Here is a 19,248-nt window from a genome sequence, read left to right as displayed (position 1 = left end):
GTACCTTGGCATCACGGGAGCCATGAGACCGTCAATGTCATGGAAGCCGTGGCCCCGCCTGGTCGCGGTTCTTATTGAACCAAGGCTGTGGTTAACCTTACTCTGATACGGCACGGCAACTCTCTACCCCTATGTCAGCCAATACGGAGAACATGGGGGTCGCCCGGCGAGCAGCGCGATCGGACCGTTGGAGCGGCGGGCTTCGTACACCGACGCAAGCCACGTCAAGCGCAGCCGCATGGGAGATAGGGAAGGCGGTCGAGTCGGCCCTCCTACGCGAGCAGGGCACCGCCATCTCCCTCCTCGACTGCATCATCGCCCCTCATCCGCACAAGTGTCCCTGCGCAAAACTTAATGTTTCCATATACGCATTCGCTTCATCCTTAACATAGGAGTCGCCCTCCATAGCGAAGGGGAGAAGGAAACGATGCTGAACGAGTTGACGAGTAGCGATCTGTTTCATACGTACTACAAAGAATGGATAGCCGTCTACAAGGAGGACGCGGTGAGGCAGGTGACACTCAACAAGTACAAGCTTGCACTCGGCTGGATCGAGAGGCTGGCGCCTGACCTCACGTTGGAGAACCTAGACCGACTCGCCTACCAGCGTATACTCAACGAGTACGCGAAGGAGCACGAACGCCAGACGACCATGGACTTCTGTCACCTGCTCAAGGGCGCGGTGCTGGACGCCGTTGACGAGGGGCTTGTCCCCCGGGACCCGACGAGGAAGGCCATCATCAAGGGCAAGGCCCCGCGACCGAAGAAGAGCCGCTATCTCAACCAGTTCGAGCTGCACAAGCTACTCGCAGGCCTCAATCTCGGCCAGAAGATCAGTTGGGAGTGGTTCATCCTGCTCGTGGCCAAGACAGGACTGCGGTTCTCTGAAGCACTGGCGATCACCCCTGTGGACTTTGACTTCACCAAACAGACACTCTCGGTGAGCAAGACGTGGGACTACAAGAACGGCGGCGGCTTCGTTCCGACCAAGAACAGGTCGTCAGTGCGAAAGGTACAGATCGACTGGCAGCTGATCGTGCAGTTCTCGGTGCTCATCAAGGACCTCCCCGAAAGTGAGCCAATGTTCGTAAAGCAGGGCAAGAAAGTGTATAACTCGACGGCGAACAACGTGCTCGCAAGACTCTGCAAGGAGGCGGGCGTCCCCGTGATCCCCATCCACGGACTTAGGCACACCCACGCCTCGTTGCTGCTGTTCGCGGGCGTATCGATTGCGAGTGTAGCCAAACGGTTGGGACACGCCAGCATGAACACGACAGAGAAGACATACCTGCACATAATCCAAGAGCTGGAAAACAAGGACGTTGACTTGGTGATGCGCTCGCTCACCAGCCTTATCTGATCATCAGCGTAAGTCACTGAGGGCGACTCTCGCTGATGAAGGGCGATGAGGGAGTCGGTGCTCTCCAGCGCATTCGCAATAGCTTCCTGCTCTGCACGAGTGGGACATGGTACCGGCATCTTGAAGAAGACTGAGTCAGAGATCGAGAACCTGTCTGAGCGGGTGCCAGAATTGCCATTCAGCTGCATATAGTCATGCCAACCAGAGGTCTCAAAATAGTGCTCAAGATATGCGTTGTCGATATCATCTCCGGGACGGAACACCGTATAAAGAGGCGACATAACGCCAGCTCTACCCAAGCGATTCCTATTGATGGGACCCACTGGCGCCGTCACCGATATTCTCGGGTTATAGACGAAGTCCTCGGGCTGCACGACGAAGTAACCGCCTATACTCTCCTCCTTTGCAATGTCATGATCGAAGAAGTCAATCTGGCTCACAACCCCAGACTCGGCAGAGTTGGTGAGGGTCTCTGTAACGGCCATATCACCGTTCTTCTGGGTAACCTTGGTCGCCAGCTCCCCCAGCTTACGCTGTTCCCAAGCGTGTTATCCTACACGTCGATCCCGCCCTGTATCACAAACTCACGCAGGAGCTTGTCGAGCTTCATGTTCACCTGAGATGGCCGGACCGGCCCTTTTCCCTTCTCGGCGAAATGGGCCGCGGCCCTCTTCTTGTCGCACGTGGCCACAAGCGCCTTGAACCTCCCGTACTCGTTGATGGTGTCTGCGCTGGGATGACGCGCCATCAGGTCACGCAACTTGTCCGCATTCACGCCCGTAGCGGCGACCAGGGCCTCCACCTGTGAGTTCCTTCCCTGTTGCTGGAAGTCATTGATGTAGTCGAGGAAGGTCTTGCCAGGAATGACCTCGAGCTCGCCGCGCTGCGCCGCATGAATCACCAGCTCGGCGAAGCGCTGCTGCTCCTGTGTGAGCGTAGCGAACGAACCATGCAGAAGACTGAGTGTCGCCTGAGCCTCCTCGCCCTCGTCGATCTGCTTCAGCCACTTGGCAAAGTTCTCGTTCATGTAGTCAGCGTCAATGCGCCCGGTGTCAATCTCGGTCAGGTAGCCGTCGATCTCGAAGGGTACGTCGGTTGGTCCATCTCCACCATCGTCTTCCTGAAAGAGTTCCTTATAACGCAGGGCAAGCACCAGGTAGACCTGTTGGTCTAGCGCCGTCTTGACGGTCACCGCCCCGTCCTCGCACTCGAACGCATACGAGTCCTTGTCCCACGAGAAGCCCTGCACCTTAGCCGCCTCGATGTAGTCCGAGAGCTGCTTGAACAGCTTTGCGAATTGGGCACGCGCAGCATTTGGGTCCGGCAGGCGCGCGAAGCCCTCCACCCCGTAGGCAGAGAACAGTGCACTGATGTCAGCGTAGCACTGGTTGATATGCTCCAAGTTAGCCTCCAGCTTATCCACGAACAGGCCGAAGGGACGATCACCCGAGTACAGGCGTACCGCATCGTCTACATTGCGTTTCATGATGTGCGGGTAGCGGTAGTACTTGATGATGCCAAAGGGCTTGTCGGGGCCAAAGAGCCGATTCGTGCGGCTAAACGCCTGGATCAGGCCCTCATACTCCAGGACCTTGTCCAGGTAGAGCGTGCTCACCCACTTGGAGTCAAAGCCCGTGAGCATCTGGTTCACCACGATCAGCAAGTCGAGTCTCTTGTCGGGATGGCGCTCTATGCCGACGTAGGGCCTCTTGTGGGCCAACCTCGCCGCAACGTCCTTCTTGAACCGAGCGTGCGTGGGGATGGTGTAGTCCTTGCCCGGATAGAGCTTGGCGTAACCATCGAGGATCTCTACCAGGCCCTCCTCCTTGAAGATGGTGCCCGCGGGGTTGTCGGGGTTGTCATTTCCGATGTTGGGGTCAAAGAGTGCGGTCACCTTGAGCTGCGGTGCCTCGTCGCGAAACATCCGATAGTAGGTGATAGCCTGGGGAATGCTCGCCGTAGCAAGTATCGCGTGGAACTTTCCGCCCTGCGAGAGGGTCGCCCAGTTGTCCACGATGTCGGCGAGCACCATGCGAAAGTGCTCAGGGCTGCCCTCGCCGTCCGGTCCGGAGTACTGACTCTCTGGGACGTAGTCCTCTACGCCCTTGTCGCAACCGCCGCTGGGCCTGCGCGCACCTGCCATGGGCACCTCATTCATGAAGTGCAGGTAGACCTTCTTTTTCTTGGGATCGGCGAGCGCCGTGGCCTGGCTATCCGCGCGCGCCTTCTCCAGGGCGACCTCCCGCCTCACGTCCTTGTCCTTATACGTACACACCATGTATGGGTCAAAGGCGAGCACGTTGTGGTCACGGATACCGTCGGCGATACTGTAGCGGTGCAGCTCGTCACCGAACACGTCCATGGTCGTGTTCATCTTCTTCTGGTTCTCGTCCTGGATGGGCGTACCCGTGAAGCCAAAAAGCATGGCCGTGGGAAACGTACGACGGACAGTCTGCATCATGTCTCCGAAGGTCGAGCGATGGCATTCGTCCACGATGAAGACGATGTGCTTCTCGCGCACACGCTCCAAGTCGGCTGCGGTCATGCCACCGTCGTGCTCGTGGATGTTGCTCATCTTCTGGATGGAGGTCACAATCAGCGTATCTGCCGGGTTATCGCTCTTGAGGCGGGAGCGCAGCACATCGGTGTCCTGCGTGGCCTGAACCGTGGTCGAGTCATTGGCGAAGTTGCGATACTCGTCGAGCGATTGGGTGCCCAGCTCGATGCGATCCACCAGAAACACCACCTTGTTGGCGTCCTTTGAGTCAGCGATGAGCTGGGCCGACTTGAAGCTCGTCATCGTCTTGCCACTGCCCGTGGTGTGCCAGACGTAGCCGCCGCGCGCCCCACGCTTATCCCAGCTTGCGCGCCGTACGCGGTCTGATATGGCAGCGGCGGCATAGTACTGGTAGCTGCGCATCACCTTGAGCGTCGCATCCCTCTCGTCGGCCACGGAGTAGAAGCCTATGAGCTGGTGCGCCATGGGTATGAAGAGCAGCGTGGCAATGACGCGTTGCCACTCATTTATGGGCTCGTTGTTGAAGTCGGCCCAGTGGAAGCGGTAGAGCGAGAAGTCGCCGTCTTTGCCGGGGTTGGCAAAGTACACCGTCTCGGCGGGCTCCATGGCCACGAAGATTTGCACGAGCGAGAAGAGCCCGGTGAACACGCCCTCGTGGGCGTACTTCTCTATCTGGTTGCATGCCTGGGAGACGGGCACGCCGCTGCGCTTGAGCTCGATGTGGATGAGCGGCATACCGTTAATGAGAAGGGTCAGGTCACCACGGCGATCGTTGAGTCGGGCGGAACTCGCCTTGAAGATGGGCTGCTCGGCGATCTGGTAGACGCTCCTGCCGCTGGCGATGTCGCGACGGTCGTATATGTACAGGCTCACCTCGCGATTGAAGTGCGCTACGTCATCGGGGTTGTCGCGGGTGATGGAGATGGTCCCCCCGTTGATAAAGCCGTTGAGCCTCATGGGCGTACGCAGCTTCGCGACCTGCTCCAGGATCTGCTGCATCTCGCCCTGGGTGAGTGGGCATCCGTTCAGCCGCCTGTCCCCCTTGTTGTTCTCGTAGAGGATGTGCGCCCAGTTGTCCAAGAGGCCCTGCTCGGTGGGTTGGCGCAGCACGCCGCCCTTCCAGCCGTGGTCTTGGAGACAAGAGACCACAGCCGCCTCGAACTCAGCCTCAGAGGTAAAGATGTCAGCCATCACTCGCCCTTCCCGCTATCGATATTCAGGTAATAGCGACTCTCGTTCGCCTTTCCCTGCAAGGAGACCAGACCGATCACCGCAAGCTTCTTCATCGTCCTCTGCACGGTTCGCAACGAGACTCCCAAGCTGTCAGACAAGTCGGCCGTCCGAGTTGGGCCGTCAGTCGCGAGCTGCCCGAGAATGCCCCGGTCCCTTGCGGAAAGCGCGTCCCACGCCTCCATGAGGCGATGGCCAAAATCCGGGTACGTCGCGCCAAGTCGCGCCAAGTCGCGCCAAGTCGCGCCAAGTCGCGTCAGTACGGCACCGTCCCTGTCATCTGCGTGAACATGAGTCGCAACATCGCCAGGATCTGACTGTTGCACGCCAATCCTCATCACACGATCCGCAGGGGCGGTGAACACTATCTGCAGGCTGTTCCCCACCATGCGGTACAGGGGTGACTCGACGCCATCGATCTTGCAGGCGCTGAAGATCCGCTGCACGCCACGACCCCATCTCTCGATGAGGCCAGCCAAGAAGAAGACGTGCGCGATCTTGGGGTTGTGTGGCTCTGACTCATGAAAGCCCAATAGGTCGTCCACCGTCCAGCCTTCCGGGAGTATGCATGCGTTGCCGATCTGCAGGCAGTCATCACAGACGCGAATCTGTATCGGTGAGGTCGAGGCATAGTTTCTGTGAACGACAGCGTTGACCACGGCCTCGCGTACCGCCGCGCGCGGAAACGGAAACCGCTCCACGCGATGCGCCCCATCATAGTCGATCCTCGCCCGCAAGTACTTGGCATAGAGCAGATCGAGCGTCTTGTCGACCTGCCCTATGATGGGTCCCCCCACCTCATCCTGAAAGAGGATTTCCGACCCGTTGAAGTAGCCGACTTTCACGAAGCAGCTGGAAAACACAGCCATGGGATCTGGATGGAACAGCAGCACTGCAGCGTTGGTGCACCGGCCACCCTCCAGCAGGTGCAGGCTCTGCAGCAGCGACTCTGCGTCATCGCCTGCAACGTCATCGGGCATGCGGCCCCCGCCTCGCGCCTCTCCCAAAAAGGAGTCCATGGCCTTTCGACTCAGGTCCTGTACCCGCACGTTCGGCACGGGCACGCTGTCCCAGGTCCGTCCCCGTCTGCGCAGAAGGAAGGTGTCGAGGCCGACGCCTCGCAAAAGCTGGTTCGTGGCGCCGGACCGCAGGTAGTAGCGTCCCTTGCAGTTGATGGGAAAATCCTGCGGCTCGATGCTTATCTCGAGAAACTCCCTGCCGTTTTCTCTATGAAGCTGCACATAGGGGATGATCCCGAGTGCGGCGATGGCCTTGTTGGGGATATCCTCAAGCAGACGGTCAGCGTTCTTGACCCCCACCACCTCACCGTCATCGGCAATGCCTACGTAGATGGTGCCGCCACGGGCATTGGCAAACCCACAGAGCCACTGCAGGTACTCATCGCGCCAGACCGCCTTGTACTCGATATCCTGGTTCTCCATTCCCGACCCCCTCACACGAGTATATTATCGAGTAGTGACTTTATGACAGTCTTGAGCGCGTCCGGCTTACGCTGATGAAGGGCGATGAGGGAGTCGAGGCGGGAGAAGAGGGCGCCGACGGCGCGCTGCTCGGCCATCATCGGCACAGGAACTTCAACCTCCATCACCTTGCCTTTGGAGATGTTGAAGCGCGAGATACCCTGGGCGAGCAGTTCGATGTTCTCACGAACTGACTGCGATCGCAGCATGTAGGCAAGGTAATACGGATCAAAACTACCATCCTGCCGATACCCAAAACAGAAGCTGTTCAGGTACAGGTTGTCGAGGTCGGAGAGCCAGACGGACGACATGCCAACTTCATTGGGTGTCTCGGAAGATACCGTAAAAAGAGTATCACCATGCAGAACGCGATTCTGACTCACATCAATTTCTACCTCGCCAAGCCTCGTCGAGTCGGCAATGGGATTGTCGAAAACGTTCGTATACGGAACGAACCTTGCATCACCATGACCGAAGTCTTCCTTCGATTTACCGGTCAGGCCACCATAAGTTACACCCAGCTCCCCCAGCTTACGCTGTTCCCAAGCGTGTGTTCTACGAGGATGGGTCACGATGTCCTCCCACCGCAAACAGGCCATAGGGCAGCGCAACACACGTGAGCATAACCACCAAGCCCCTCTCATATCACAATTTCCAGCTGCGATACAATCAGCCTCTTTGTTCCCCTTCCCACCAACGGGGCGCTGCCGCGAATCATGGCCCTACCCATGACACATGAGCGTCCGTACGGGGCGCTGAGCGTCACGGCTACCCCCACGGGGAACACAAGACTGCATTTATAGTAGTGACGCGTAAAGCTACATGCAAAGTCATTCGAGTTGAGGCGCCTGAGAAGGTCGCCCCTCCAAGGTCGAGCAACGCTTGTATGGATACCCCACTGACGGAAGAAGGAGTGCGTCTACCGCCCATCTTGGGGACCTTCACCGCGCATCCTTGCGGCCGTCTCACCACGATTGCGCAGCGGACGCAACCCCGGCCCATAGGAGATGGCAACAGCAGGGACAGGCACCTCGTCGCCAAATCACAGCGATGACTGGCGGGGCATGGAGACTCCTCATGTAGGCGTCTTCCGGAGGAAGACCACCCGGATGTCCCGGACTTACCGAGCTTGCGCCACCTCGCGGTCTGCATGACTCCCTACCCACCAAGATGGCCAGCCTGCACCAGGCCGGCATTGATGGGCACCGAGGGGTCGCACGGCGCAGCGATCCTAGCAAAGATGGACACGAGGGCGCCCATGTCACGGTCCTCGGCCGCCAGACGGCTCGCCTCGTCATTCTCCGCACCGGTAACGTCCCTCCAGTCGAGATCGTAACCCGCATGATGGCAGATGAGGGTCCAGAGCAGCCGTTGCGTTCGCCCGTTGCCCTCGCGAAAGGGGTGCACGAAGTTGTAGTTGTCATAGTGGTAGGCCATGCGGCTAGGGAACCGCCTAGAAGCCAGGCCCACAAGGAAGTCGTCCTTCTCCAGCTCGCTGCGCGCCCATGCGATGCCCATCGGTATGTTCGCGGAAGGCAGGAAGAACTGCGCCCCCTCGCCCGCCTTGCGAATCTCGATGGTCCTGACCTCCCCCGCCCAGTCGTACACGTCCCGAAACAACCAGCGGTGAATGCACCTCAGGTCATCGAGCGTGCCCGTCGGCTCCAAGGGGAGCTCCCTCAAGAACTCGCTCATGCGCATCGCGACGAGCTCGCCCTCTGCGTTGCGCAGTTCGTCCCACGTCCCCGCTCCCACCAGATTTCGCAGCACGCCCGTCCGCAGGTCGATGTAGGGATCGACGAACCCGTCAGACATGGGGCCCCTTGCCCTCCCGGTCGGGCTCCCAGCGGCGCTTCGTCCTGCGCATAAGCTCCTCTATAGGGATGTGCCCCCTCACGTACTCGTCGGCGTCCTCGCGAAACTCGGCCGACACGTAGGCGCCCTCCATCTCTCCGGAGTGTATCGACTCGTCAATCACGCGCTTGCGGTCCATTGAAGACCTCCTCGGTCGGGCTTTTGCTTAGACGAACATCTTCTGGAGAAGAGATTGCTTGAGTGCCCTAAGCTTTTCCAGCTTACGCTGATGAAGGGCGATGAGGGAGTCGAGGCGGGAGAAGAGGGCGCCGACGGCGCGCTGCTCGGGGAGCGAAGGGACGCATACCTCGGCGTTTAGGATATCCTTGTTGTAGAGTCGCTTAATCGTGCTGCCCTCAAGTTTCCAGTCAACTTGGCTATAAAATACGTCCAAGAACGAGTTGTCCAGATTGTCGTCGTGGTCGAGCCATACTATGTTCGAATCTTGGTAATAAGCACGCTCTCCCTGATAGACAACTGTCCTGCCAATACTACCGGCGGCAGAGATGAGTGGCGTCCCCGGCTCCGGATATGGATACTCATCCCTATAGCTCTCATACAGTTTATTTGAGATAAATGCGTCTGGTTCACTACCAAATGTACCGATTTTGAAGAATGGCACTTCACCGGATTCCGATGTCTGCTCCTTGTAGATGCGTTTACACATCTCAACGGAACCGAACTCCCCCAGCTTACGCTGTTCCCAAGGGTCAGCAAAACCCGAGAAGCGGAGTTCAGGCACATCGGACCCTGGTTTGGGAAACATCCTCTCCAAAAGTAAGCTCTTGAGAACACTAAGTTGATTATGCTTACGCTGATGAAGGGCGATGAGGGAGTCGAGGCGGGAGAAGAGGGCGCCGACGGCGCGCTGCTCGGCCATCATCGGCACAGGAACTTCAACCTCCATCACCTTGCCTTTGGAGATGTTGAAGCGCGAGATACCCTGGGCGAGCAGTTCGATGTTCTCACGAACTGACTGCGATCGCAGCATGTAGGCAAGGTAATACGGATCAAAACTACCATCCTGCCGATACCCAAAACAGAAGCTGTTCAGGTACAGGTTGTCGAGGTCGGAGAGCCAGACGGACGACATGCCAACTTCATTGGGTGTCTCGGAAGATACCGTAAAAAGAGTATCACCATGCAGAACGCGATTCTGACTCACATCAATTTCTACCTCGCCAAGCCTCGTCGAGTCGGCAATGGGATTGTCGAAAACGTTCGTATACGGAACGAACCTTGCATCACCATGACCGAAGTCTTCCTTCGATTTACCGGTCAGGCCACCATAAGTTACACCCAGCTCCCCCAGCTTACGCTGTTCCCAAGGGTCAGCAAAACCCGAGAAGCGGAGTTCAGGCACGTTAGCGCTCATCGGCCGTCGCCCCCCAGAAGGGCACGCAGCTCGCGTATGCCGGCCATATCGAACTCATCACCAGTGAGCTCCCCCAGCATGTCGCAGAGCTTTCGCTCCTCGTCGTGGATCTGCTTCTCCACCTGCGAAAACGTGGTGCTATACTTATCGGCGAGGGAGCGGACCCTCTCAACCAAGGCATCCACGCTAGCGCGGGGCAGCGCGGCGAGCCCGTCCACGATCGGCCTGTTCCACTTCGCGTCAAGAAGGTTCCGTACAGCTTCGTCGGACAGCCCTTCAATTACCTCCTTGGTCTTTGCCTCAAGCGCGATGGCCTGTTGCTTCGACTGCCTCTTCAAGCGCTTCTGCTCGTCGAACAGCTTGGAGGCCTTCTCCACGATACGCGCGAGTTCCTCCGAGTCGCCGTCGGCGTGCAGCTCACGCGCGCAGGCCTTGAGTCTTCCGGCCACGAAGGCATCCCCGTTGTCGCTCACGGCGCCTCCCAGCGCCGCCTTATCATCCTCCGAGAGGCCCTCCAGCGCCTCGGAAAGCTCTGCGTCGATGGCCAAGGAGCGTTCGTCCATGCGACGGATGTCGGCGAGGTCGTTTGCGAGCAGCTCCTGCTGCACCAGCTCGAAGGGCAGCACGTGGCCGCGCCAACCCTCCTGCACCTCAACGTCCCTACCCCTCTTCTTCTTCACGACCATATTGGGGTCGACCCGTTTGGCGGCATCGAACTCCTCGGTTTGCAGCACCTCCAGATCCTCAGACACTTGTCGCCAGGCGTCGTCGAGCACCTGGTAGGCATCGTAGGGATCCACGAGGGGCACACCCTCAAGGCGTCCGAAGACCTCCGCAGCCAGGACGTCCTCCTCGCTTGCTCGGTCCACGAGCAAGGCCTCATCCACGAGCTTATCGAAGAGCCACATCTCGAAGTCCGAGAAGCGCCGTTCGTAGGCGTCAAGGTAGGCGCGCACAGCGGTGCTGTCGTGCACGGCCGCCTCGATGTCATCCACGCGGAGTCTGAGCGTTGAACCACCCGCCGGCTCGAAGAGCCGCTCGCACAAGTTGGGAAGCGCATCCCAATAAAGCTTGAGAGCTTCGACCTCAGAGATCGGAAGCCCACCAAACATCGTCGCATAGATGTCCCAGGTCTCAGCTGGCTCGGAGGAGTCAACGTAGCGCGGGATGTTTAGGTTATATCCGTTGTCGCGCACCTCCTGCTTGGGCACCGCGCGGCAGAAGCGCTCAATGTCTCGCCGCCGCTCGTAGGCGTCCACGATGCGACGGATGTCGCAGGCGCGAAGCCGGTTGCTCTTCCCCTCCTTCACGAAGCCCTTGGAGGCGTCGATTATCAGGATGTCATCGGTCGGACGGCGCTTCTTTAGCACCATCACGATCGTGGGAATGCCCGTGCCGAAAAAGATATTGGCGGGAAGCCCGATGACGGCATCGATGTTCTCGTTCTCCACGAGCGCACGGCGAATCCTCTCTTCCTCGCCCCCACGGAAGAGCACGCCATGCGGCAGGACGATGCACATCACTCCGTCGGGCTTCAGGTGATGGAGGTCATGCAGCAGGAAGGCGTAGTCGGCCTTAGACGTGGGGGCGATGCCGTAGCCATCAAAGCGCGGGTCGTTCTCCTTGCCGTCTGGATCCCAGCGCTGGGAGTAGGGTGGGTTTGACACCACCGCGTCCACGAAGAGCGGCTCGTAGGTCTCCGGATGCCCCTCCTCGAACCATGGCCAGTCGTCTTCCAGAGTGTCACCACAGCGACACACGATGTTGTCAGGCGAGATGCCGCGCATCACGAGGTTCATGCGGGTCAGGTTGTAGGTGTTCTCCTTTAGTTCCTGGGCATAGTAGCGGATGGAGTCGCGGCTGCCCAAGCGCCGCGCCACGGCCTCGCCGATGTTGATGAGCAGCGAGCCCGAGCCGGAGGTGGGATCGTAGATGCGTATCTCCACGCGATCCCGTAGGTTTGACGCCACGATCTGAGAGATGAGCACCGAGACCTCGTGCGGCGTATAGAACTCGCCAGCCTTCTTGCCGGCATTGGCCGCGAAGTTGCTGATCAGATACTCGTAGATGTAACCGAGCACGTCGTAGCCCTGCCGCCCGTCCATGGGAATACTGCGGATGAGCTGCAGGAGGGCACTGATGGCCTTGGTCTGGGCGCCGGACGTCTCGCCCAGCTTGGAGAGACCGGTCTCCAGCGTCTCGAAAACCCTATCGAAAACGTTCTTGTACGACGGCCTCACGAGCCGCTCAAAAGTCGAAAGCGCGTCGCGCACATCGGACACGTCGAAGTCGCTGCCCTTATCGAGCCAAGAAGAGTACAGGTCGCCAGCAGCGATAAAGTAACCAAGATTATCTCGCACAAAAGACAGCACCTCGGCGTCATCCTCGGTGACGCATGACATCGCATCCGCGTCGAAGTCATTCTCGGCCAGGAATCGCTCCTCCTTGTCGGAGAGGAACTTGTAGAAGATGAAACCGAGGATATAGTCCTTGTACTCTGAGGCCTCGATCTTTGAGCGCATCTGGTTGGCCGACGCCCAGATCTTGGCCGCGAGCTGCTGCTTGTTCATGTGCCTCTCAGTCCTTCTTTCTGCGGTAAACGTAGTCGAGGGTCTGGCCCTGGTCGTTTATCCACTCGATCCAGCCGTTCTGGCTACCACCCAGCACGAACACCGCCGCCGCGCTCGGGCTGTTGAAGCTCTGATTGTTCCCCAGAAGGCAGATTCCTTCCGCATCGCCAAAGAGCTCGCACCTTCTGTCTGCGGCAATGGAGCTCTTGAGCACGGGCCGGGAGAGATCCACCTGCGAGCCAGCCAACACGACAAATGTGTCAGCGCGCTCGTCGTAGCGTCCCGTGGCAACAACGCCTTTTTTCCTCGTGTGGAAGAGCTTGTCCTCGGAAGAGTGGACATCCTCGATGCGGTTGAGGTCGTAGCCTGGCCCATCATGCCGCCTGGCACAGTTGGCTCTTGGGCGAGGGGGGACGTCCTCGATGCGGTTGAGGTCATAGCCGAGGGCCGCCATCCTGAAGAGGATGCTCCGATGCAGGCTCTGGACGGTCTGCTCCTTGTAGGGACTCACGTAAGGCTGGGGCGTGTCTGAGTTGTCGGTCTCGTAGGAGCCGTGCTTGCGTACATAGTCGATGGCATTCGCCTCGAGGGCATCGAGAACGTCTCGGTCAATGTTCACCTCGTCATCCAAAAACATGACTGACGTGTTCCAGAAGTCCTTGGCAGACTTGTGCGCGTCAAGCCGCCGCAGCCCCTGCGTCGTCTGCCCTGCGTAGACGCGACTGATGACACCGTGCCCCTCATCAAGGAGGTAGTAGATGCCGCGCTTGGGGATATCAGGCAGCTGTTTCGCCTTGGAGAGCAAATCCCGTGGGACGACGACCGTGATGAGGGACTCGCCCTCCACGTGGCAGATGCGTATGCCGTCAGGCCTGCAGTCAATGAGCTGGACGGTCATGGTAGTGAGCTTGATCATCAACACACCTCTCTGGGCAGCCGGTCAATCAGGCACATTCCCGCAGACGTGATGCTCATGCCATCGGGCGTGACGGACCCCTTTGGCGGCGAGTCACGCAGTGTGCGCGGCATGCGCATGGCGACGGCCACGCTCTCGAAATCCATAAGGAGTGCCTGGGCCTCCGCCGGACTGGTTCCCAAATCGACAAACTCCGAGTGCTTCATAGACCGCTTCCCCGATGAGACTGTGAGCCGCATTACATGCGCAACAAATTTTAACAGACTGCTCATTCTTGGAAGCAGCTGAAATTTTGGGGAAAACTTGTTGACTCGAGACAACCGCAGCCTTACGCCGCCCGCCCGGCAGGGCACAAAGGAAGGCCCTACTCCCTCACCGCCTGAGATGACCGCCCCCCACCAACGCCTCTGTGGACTCCCGGGACGCGACGGACGAAGGGGGGCTCGGCGCGGGTGGCGCAAGCTCACCGTATCCCAGGGGATCTCCTCCCCCACGGCCCGGCAGGCCCTGCGCCGGTCGCCACGGGCTGCAGCGACGCGAGAGGCCCTCCCGACGGCCTCGCCGCCGGCGTCGACCATCTCCGCCACCTAGGGCAGCGGCGCGGCGCCCTGCGGCCGGTCGTAGCGGACCTTGGCGCTGCTGTTGCCCGACTGCCGGGAGTGCGCCCCCGACCCGATCGTGGGGTTCGCCCCGAACCACGAGGCCACGTGCTCGCGCTCGGCCCTCCCCGTCCTGGGCGGGGGGTCGTGGGCCTCGGTCGCGTACCGACCGGACCAGGCGTGGTGCTCCTCTCGGCTCTTGGAGAACCTGGCCATTTCTCGGCAGCTGACGTCATCCGACGGCCCTTGGGGAACCCTTGCCGGAGGGCGCTTCGACGCCCCCCTCTCGAACGCGGCGAGATGAGATTGACGCGACACGCACCGCCATACGGGCGGCATAGCCCGCGGCGCCCGGTGACGGGGCTGGCCGGTCACCTTGCCCTGCGGGCGGCGGCTCGCCCCCGGGAAGGCCCTCGCGGCCGGGCGCACGACCGGGCCGCGCAAGGCGTGCGTGCGCCCTGAGGCGGCACCAGGGCCTCCACTACTAGGCAGAACACAAACGGTTCCTCGGGGGTTTGCATGGGTTGCTGCCTCGGCAAAGACGCCAAGCTAGCGGCGGCGCTCGCGCAGAGCCTGTCGCATAGAGCCTGTTTTCCCGACCAAGGGGGAGGCGACCACCGGGGGGCGCCGCCGGCATACCATGGCGTTTGAGCCACTCGTGCCACCCGACACAGTGCGCGTCGCAACTCGCATCGCAGCTCGCACGATCCTCGCGGCGCAACAGTGTACACAAATGCCCCAAAACGGCGCCGAGAGGCCGTTTTTGCCAATCTGTGTACACTCCTGCGTCCCCACGTCTGTCCACAACGGCGCAACAGTGTACACAAATGGTCCAAAACAGCTCCAAGAGTCCATTTTAGCCAATCTATGTACACTTCTTTGCCCCTGGGGGCAAGCCGAGCCCGCAGGTGCCCGCACCTGAGCGGCGGGCGACAAGACTGGGCTCGCGCGACCGGGCGGGGCCACGGGCCCCACGACACCGACGGCCCCATGGCCCCCGTGATGCCAGGGCGCTCGGACCTGAGGCCCACGCCACCGGGACAGTGACGCAACCACCTACCCACACGAACTCACGAAGCCTCCTAAGATGAGAGGAGAAGAAGCAGGCGAGGACAAAGCGTCCAAACCACGTGTGGATACCGCCTCTCGCTCGCGAGTCTGGCTTGCCGACCCTTCTCTTGAGGAATGAGCGGTCTGACGGGCCCACCCCAAGCCTCTCGCAGAGTACCCCAGCTCCAACCTGAACCGACACGGCCCACCAGCCAGGATCGGGACGCCCACTTCCACGACGTCCGAGATGACTTGCACCCGCGTGCCCAACCCCTACCGGATCCGTGCCTCACCCAGCAGCCGTGAAGCCTGCCACCCGCGCACGCTCGGCCCTCTCCTTGCGGCTGACGCTGGCGACAAGTCCCTCGGGCGTGATCTTGCCGAGGCATCGTCCCGACTTCTTCCTACTCCTCTTGATCTTGGGGTCGTAGATACTGCCCCTCTCATAGAGGTACCAGTGCCCCCGTATGTGCTTGATCTCGGTACCCCTAGGCCTGGCGAAGCTCTTGACCCACTCTGGCTTCTCCGCCATGCTTCCTCCTTTATCAGCGAACCTAACAAAATATCAAAGTATAGTACGGGCAGGCGAAGTCGTGTGCCAGAAAGACAATCCGGCGCCCGACGATAACGGCAGCGAGACCTGCGCGAGATAAGCAAGCTGTCTCAGCCTATCAAAGGACGGATTGTGACGAACTATCGGCACGGACGGGGCGTACTGCGTCCCACTCGAAGAGATCCAGCTCGCCACCGTCTGAGACGAGATGCACAACCTCAACGTCTGGGTGCACCTCTATGGGCTCTTCAGGTGACTTGTTTCTAAGTTGATCAGAGCTTCGGGACACGTCGTGTCTCATCAATGCAAACGGAGCATTTGCTCACTTCATGTCCTTGTCGGTCTGGAGGGCAAGCTGTACGTTGGAATCAGAAGGGAGGGCATTTAGGAATGGATATGGTGAAGGTAGGAAGTTTTCTTCAGGAGCTCCGGAGGCAAAGCAATGTAACTCAAGAACAGTTGGCAGAGCGAATGGGCGTGGCGCGCAGGACGGTTTCTCGCTGGGAGACCGGACGAAACATGCCGGATCTTGACATATTGGTTGAGCTGGCTGACTTCTACGAAGTCGACCTGCGCGAAATCCTAAACGGCGAAAGGAAAGGTGAGCACATGAACGAAGAGCTGAGGGAAACGGCATTGCAGGTCGCAGAGTACAGTGGAGAAGAAAAGCTGAAAATCACACGGAGGATGCATTGGTTGTTCCTCGCGGGACTGGCTTCGGCCACCGTCTACCTAGTTCTGGTTCTAACGAACAAGGCAGATGACTTTGGCGGCGGGTTGTGCCTGGGGATAGAGTTTGGGACGGTAATCATAGGCGTCATCATGACGAGCAGATACGCCGCAAAGATCAGAGAATTCAAGTTGAGACTTTTAGCAAGGCAGTAGGCACTGATCGAGTCAAGGGAGGGGCTACCCATCGCTTCCGCCGAGGACTGCCCCATACAGGACACATGATGGCGCCACACGTCTCGCATTCTCGCCCATAGCCGGTCAAAACCCGCTTGTAAGAGAATGCCCTGGCTTACAATTATCAATCCAGAAACCTGTTTTATCGCGGGGGGCGGATCTGAACCACCTGCCCCCGGGTTATGAGGCGCTCTACCCGTCGAGCGAAATATATCCGGTTTGAGGTCGTCTACCCTCTGCCCGCCCAACTGTTCCTCATAAGCCCGATCGAGTAGACTGGGAGATAAAGCAGCGTGTCATCACGTCCCACATGACATTCGGCCAGAACGTAGGCCTCGTCGATGTGATAGTGTTCGATTTTGAGGGCATCGTCTATCGCGGCATGCGCCTTGTAGCCCCTCCCCGACTTGATCTCGAGCGCGATGATTGCCCCATCTTTCCTCTCAGTGACCAGATCGAACTCGCCTATGCCCTTCTTTGTGAAGTAGCGCAGGGGAAGCCGTACGTATGGAGCTCTTGCAGCGCCTGGGAGTGCGCGACACTGCACTATACCGGTGAGCTACACCCAGTGAATCCAGCCTTCGTCTGAGGGGTTATCGCGGTACGCGACAGACGCAGCTTGTCCGACGCCACAACGCAACCCTCGTCCACAACAGCATCAACAAGGATGTCCAAGCCCAAGTCTCAGAGGCTCTCGTTGACGACGCGCCGGCAGCGGCTGAGTGACCAAGCTCCCTCCGCAGGCCGCACGTGAAGATGCTCACCACACCCAGAACGTCCGCCCGGCCTCGCGCGGGACCCTCGTGGACGAGTGCGCACACCTCCGAGTATGCGCACCTCCGGATGGCTTAGCCCGAGACGGTTGTCGCAAAAGATGAGGCTCTTGACGCCCAACGCCCCCGTATGCAGCTCATCAGGCCGCAAGAACACAGCCTTGACGGAGAGAGGCATCCCTGAGATGTCCTCCTTGGATGCCATGTGCCGACTCCTTCTGGGGAGAATACAAACGGCTCCTCGGGGGTTTGCATGGGTTGCTGTCTCGGCGAAGACGCAAACCTAGCGGCGGCACCACTCGCGCAGAGCCTGTTTTTCCGACCAGGGGAGAGGCGACCACCGAGGGGGCGCCGCCGGCGCGCCATGGCGGTTGAGGCGCTCGTGAGTCCTTGTGCCACCCGACGCAGCTCGCGTCGCAACTCGCGGCGCAGCTCACAGCGCAACTCGTAGCAACAGTGAACACGAATGGCCAAAAACGGTGTCGAGAGGCCATTCTCGCCGACTTGTGTACACTCTTGCGTCCCCACGTCTGTCCACAACGTTACAACAGTGTACACAAATGGTCCGAAACAGCTCCAAGAGGCTACTTTAGCCAATCTGTGTACACTCTTTGCCTCTGGGGGCAAGCCGACCCTGCGGGATCCGCGCGGACGCCCACCCGCACGACCGACTCGTGCGTCCAAGGCCGAACCGCCCCCGTATGGGAGAGGCCACTCGGCTAACGCAACGGACAGACTACCTATGCGCTAAGACCCATACGCCTGCTCAGGCGCGGCCAGAACGCCATGAGCAGAGAGGCGATGGCGGCAACCCAAGGCCACAGGGGCACCTCAAGGAAGTTCGGCAGAGTAACCGTCGGAAGGTTGTACGATGAGAGGGTGGACGAGAGGGTGGACATTATGATGCCGTTCACGCTCGTCACGATGCCACACCACGCAAGGCAGAGCAAACCCACCACGACAAGGATAGCCGTGTCGATGCCGCTCCTCCGCTCGTGCGCCGCAGGCCTGCCGTTCTTGACGAAGGGTCTCACGATGGTGAAGACAAGGGCCACGATCATGAGGGCCCACACAATCGTGACGATGGTAGCCAAGGTGGTGATCAAGCTAGCAAGGGGCTCTAGGTTTGACCCGCCGCTGGCATAGCCCGAGCCAAGGCTGCTTCCATAGGCTTCCCAGGCCTTGTTTAGAGAGCTCACAAGACTATTGACGGAATTCGCGAGACCATTGAGGGACCACATGCTCCACTCGCCCCTGGCAATATCCTGCAGCTCAGATGCCTGAGTGTAGTTGGAGAGGATCGAGAAGAGCGAGGAACCACCCGATGACAGCTGGGCCGTGAGGAGCGGAGAGCTGACGCAGGGCATCAGCAGGGCGATGACCGCGATGACTTTACCCACAAGAGAGACGATGGCATAGGGTGTCGACCAGGTAGCCTTGGCCCCATTGACGAGGCTGGTGGCCTGCACCTGGACATGCGAGGAACCCTCTGCCCAGCCGCCCCCACTCACCTGCTGGGGCTGAAAGGCGGACTGCAGCGTGGAGGCGTCCCGCTGGGCGGCAGCGATGGAAGTCTGAGGCGCGAAGCTCTGGGGCTGGGACGATGGGTTCACGGGTGCACCAAATGTTGGGGTCGGAGTGGGATCCGGAAAAGGAGTCTGAGCAGAGACAGGCGTCTGAGTCGAGGTCGAAACACCGGTGGATGCGGACATGGGCGAGACGGTGGGCGTGGGCGCAGGCGTTGGGCCAGGCGCGGCTGCGGGCGCCGAGAAAGGTGTGGTGGCCGTGGGGACCGGCCTCGCCGCAGGCGCAGCGGGACCGGAGGGCAAGGAGACACCCTGGGACGGAGACGCGAAGGAAGGTGCCGACGTCACCGGAACGGTCGCAGGCGCTTCGGGAGTGGGGAAAGTCGAGGAGACTGAATCCGAAGCAACGGGCAGCTTGCTGCCGCAGTTTCCGCAGAAGGCCTGCCCCTCCTTGGCCTCTCTTCCGCAATTCAGACAAAACATACGCATCCCCTTCATGAGATTCCCAGGCCAAACTCGCAGTGCCCCCAGCAGGGC

Annotated in this window: 16 protein-coding genes; 2 read left to right on the top strand and 14 right to left on the bottom strand. The window is 59.9% G+C overall.

The genetic code is table 11. The features are described from left to right. Window positions 1–427: 427 nt before the first annotated feature. Window positions 428–1,360: a site-specific integrase gene (locus ADJ70_RS00715; RefSeq protein ID WP_050342624.1), complete on the top strand. Its 933-nt coding sequence runs from the start codon at window positions 428–430 to the stop codon at window positions 1,358–1,360. 553 nt (window positions 1,361–1,913) lie between these two features. On the opposite strand, the gene ADJ70_RS00710 is transcribed toward ADJ70_RS00715, so the two are convergent. The 11 genes from ADJ70_RS00710 to ADJ70_RS00655 all read right to left on the bottom strand — a co-directional run bounded on the left by ADJ70_RS00710 (window position 1,914) and on the right by ADJ70_RS00655 (window position 15,485). Further along, the gene (locus tag ADJ70_RS00710; protein ID WP_050342622.1) at window positions 1,914–5,069 is read right to left on the bottom strand and encodes a type I restriction endonuclease subunit R; all 3,156 of its coding nucleotides are present in this window, start codon (window positions 5,067–5,069) and stop codon (window positions 1,914–1,916) included. Further along, window positions 5,069–6,550: an ATP-binding protein gene (locus tag ADJ70_RS00705; protein WP_050342621.1), complete on the bottom strand. Its 1,482-nt coding sequence runs from the start codon at window positions 6,548–6,550 to the stop codon at window positions 5,069–5,071. The genes ADJ70_RS00710 and ADJ70_RS00705 overlap by 1 nt, the downstream gene beginning before the upstream one ends. Window positions 6,551–6,561: 11 nt before the next feature. Beyond that, window positions 6,562–7,188, bottom strand: coding sequence for a restriction endonuclease subunit S (locus ADJ70_RS13890; RefSeq protein ID WP_083444065.1), 627 nt, complete (start codon window positions 7,186–7,188; stop codon window positions 6,562–6,564). A 559-nt stretch (window positions 7,189–7,747) separates the two neighbouring features. Further along, complete coding sequence (locus ADJ70_RS00690) at window positions 7,748–8,404, bottom strand: Fic family protein (protein ID WP_083443706.1); 657 nt, start codon at window positions 8,402–8,404, stop codon at window positions 7,748–7,750. Beyond that, on the bottom strand, window positions 8,397–8,582 hold the full coding sequence (locus ADJ70_RS00685; protein WP_050342615.1) for an antitoxin VbhA family protein: 186 nt from the start codon (window positions 8,580–8,582) through the stop codon (window positions 8,397–8,399). Before ADJ70_RS00685 ends, ADJ70_RS00690 begins: the two co-directional genes overlap by 8 nt. Before the next feature lie 27 nt (window positions 8,583–8,609). Continuing rightward, entirely contained in the window at window positions 8,610–9,818 is a 1,209-nt protein-coding gene (locus ADJ70_RS15185) for a restriction endonuclease subunit S (RefSeq protein WP_050342613.1), read from the bottom strand. Next, complete coding sequence (locus tag ADJ70_RS00675) at window positions 9,815–12,388, bottom strand: type I restriction-modification system subunit M (RefSeq protein WP_050342612.1); 2,574 nt, start codon at window positions 12,386–12,388, stop codon at window positions 9,815–9,817. The genes ADJ70_RS15185 and ADJ70_RS00675 overlap by 4 nt, the downstream gene beginning before the upstream one ends. A gap of 7 nt (window positions 12,389–12,395) precedes the next feature. Then, window positions 12,396–13,304, bottom strand: a complete 909-nt coding sequence (locus ADJ70_RS00670) for a GIY-YIG nuclease family protein (RefSeq protein WP_050342611.1) — start codon at window positions 13,302–13,304, stop codon at window positions 12,396–12,398. Further along, window positions 13,304–13,510, bottom strand: a complete 207-nt coding sequence (locus ADJ70_RS00665; protein ID WP_050342608.1) for a hypothetical protein — start codon at window positions 13,508–13,510, stop codon at window positions 13,304–13,306. Before ADJ70_RS00665 ends, ADJ70_RS00670 begins: the two co-directional genes overlap by 1 nt. Window positions 13,511–13,891: 381 nt before the next feature. After that, the gene (locus ADJ70_RS00660) at window positions 13,892–14,119 is read right to left on the bottom strand and encodes a hypothetical protein (RefSeq protein ID WP_050342606.1); all 228 of its coding nucleotides are present in this window, start codon (window positions 14,117–14,119) and stop codon (window positions 13,892–13,894) included. Window positions 14,120–15,242: 1,123 nt separating this feature from the next. Then, complete coding sequence (locus ADJ70_RS00655) at window positions 15,243–15,485, bottom strand: hypothetical protein (protein ID WP_050342604.1); 243 nt, start codon at window positions 15,483–15,485, stop codon at window positions 15,243–15,245. A 411-nt stretch (window positions 15,486–15,896) separates the two neighbouring features. Between ADJ70_RS00655 and ADJ70_RS00650 the strand changes: the two genes are divergently transcribed. Then, window positions 15,897–16,391 (top strand): helix-turn-helix domain-containing protein, encoded by a 495-nt coding sequence (locus ADJ70_RS00650; protein ID WP_050342602.1) that lies wholly within the window; start codon window positions 15,897–15,899, stop codon window positions 16,389–16,391. A 250-nt stretch (window positions 16,392–16,641) separates the two neighbouring features. On the opposite strand, the gene ADJ70_RS00645 is transcribed toward ADJ70_RS00650, so the two are convergent. The 3 genes from ADJ70_RS00645 to ADJ70_RS00635 all read right to left on the bottom strand — a co-directional run bounded on the left by ADJ70_RS00645 (window position 16,642) and on the right by ADJ70_RS00635 (window position 18,798). After that, on the bottom strand, window positions 16,642–16,959 hold the full coding sequence (locus ADJ70_RS00645; RefSeq protein WP_050342601.1) for a hypothetical protein: 318 nt from the start codon (window positions 16,957–16,959) through the stop codon (window positions 16,642–16,644). 137 nt (window positions 16,960–17,096) lie between these two features. Then, entirely contained in the window at window positions 17,097–17,390 is a 294-nt protein-coding gene (locus ADJ70_RS00640; RefSeq protein ID WP_050342598.1) for a hypothetical protein, read from the bottom strand. 535 nt (window positions 17,391–17,925) lie between these two features. Next, the gene (locus ADJ70_RS00635) at window positions 17,926–18,798 is read right to left on the bottom strand and encodes a hypothetical protein (protein WP_157051325.1); all 873 of its coding nucleotides are present in this window, start codon (window positions 18,796–18,798) and stop codon (window positions 17,926–17,928) included. Between the last annotated feature and the right edge of the window lie 450 nt (window positions 18,799–19,248).

The organism is Olsenella sp. oral taxon 807, from assembly GCF_001189515.2.
GTDB lineage: Bacteria > Actinomycetota > Coriobacteriia > Coriobacteriales > Atopobiaceae > Olsenella_F.
Note: the sequence above shows the minus strand (reverse complement) of the source record. Positions and strands in the feature narration are given on the sequence as shown.

What these genes read in the sequence shown, in the direction of transcription:
- ADJ70_RS00640 (WP_050342598.1), bottom strand. Translation starts at nt 17,390, where the DNA reads ATGGCATCCAAGGAGGACATCTCAGGGATGCCTCTCTCCGTCAAGGCT.
- ADJ70_RS00650 (WP_050342602.1), top strand. Translation starts at nt 15,897, where the DNA reads ATGGATATGGTGAAGGTAGGAAGTTTTCTTCAGGAGCTCCGGAGGCAA.
- ADJ70_RS00690 (WP_083443706.1), bottom strand. Translation starts at nt 8,404, where the DNA reads ATGTCTGACGGGTTCGTCGATCCCTACATCGACCTGCGGACGGGCGTG.
- ADJ70_RS00675 (WP_050342612.1), bottom strand. Translation starts at nt 12,388, where the DNA reads ATGAACAAGCAGCAGCTCGCGGCCAAGATCTGGGCGTCGGCCAACCAG.
- ADJ70_RS00715 (WP_050342624.1), top strand. Translation starts at nt 428, where the DNA reads ATGCTGAACGAGTTGACGAGTAGCGATCTGTTTCATACGTACTACAAA.
- ADJ70_RS00710 (WP_050342622.1), bottom strand. Translation starts at nt 5,069, where the DNA reads ATGGCTGACATCTTTACCTCTGAGGCTGAGTTCGAGGCGGCTGTGGTC.
- ADJ70_RS00665 (WP_050342608.1), bottom strand. Translation starts at nt 13,510, where the DNA reads ATGAAGCACTCGGAGTTTGTCGATTTGGGAACCAGTCCGGCGGAGGCC.
- ADJ70_RS00670 (WP_050342611.1), bottom strand. Translation starts at nt 13,304, where the DNA reads ATGATCAAGCTCACTACCATGACCGTCCAGCTCATTGACTGCAGGCCT.
- ADJ70_RS00705 (WP_050342621.1), bottom strand. Translation starts at nt 6,550, where the DNA reads ATGGAGAACCAGGATATCGAGTACAAGGCGGTCTGGCGCGATGAGTAC.
- ADJ70_RS15185 (WP_050342613.1), bottom strand. Translation starts at nt 9,818, where the DNA reads ATGAGCGCTAACGTGCCTGAACTCCGCTTCTCGGGTTTTGCTGACCCT.
- ADJ70_RS00685 (WP_050342615.1), bottom strand. Translation starts at nt 8,582, where the DNA reads ATGGACCGCAAGCGCGTGATTGACGAGTCGATACACTCCGGAGAGATG.
- ADJ70_RS00660 (WP_050342606.1), bottom strand. Translation starts at nt 14,119, where the DNA reads ATGGCCAGGTTCTCCAAGAGCCGAGAGGAGCACCACGCCTGGTCCGGT.
- ADJ70_RS13890 (WP_083444065.1), bottom strand. Translation starts at nt 7,188, where the DNA reads ATGGCCTGTTTGCGGTGGGAGGACATCGTGACCCATCCTCGTAGAACA.
- ADJ70_RS00655 (WP_050342604.1), bottom strand. Translation starts at nt 15,485, where the DNA reads ATGGCGGAGAAGCCAGAGTGGGTCAAGAGCTTCGCCAGGCCTAGGGGT.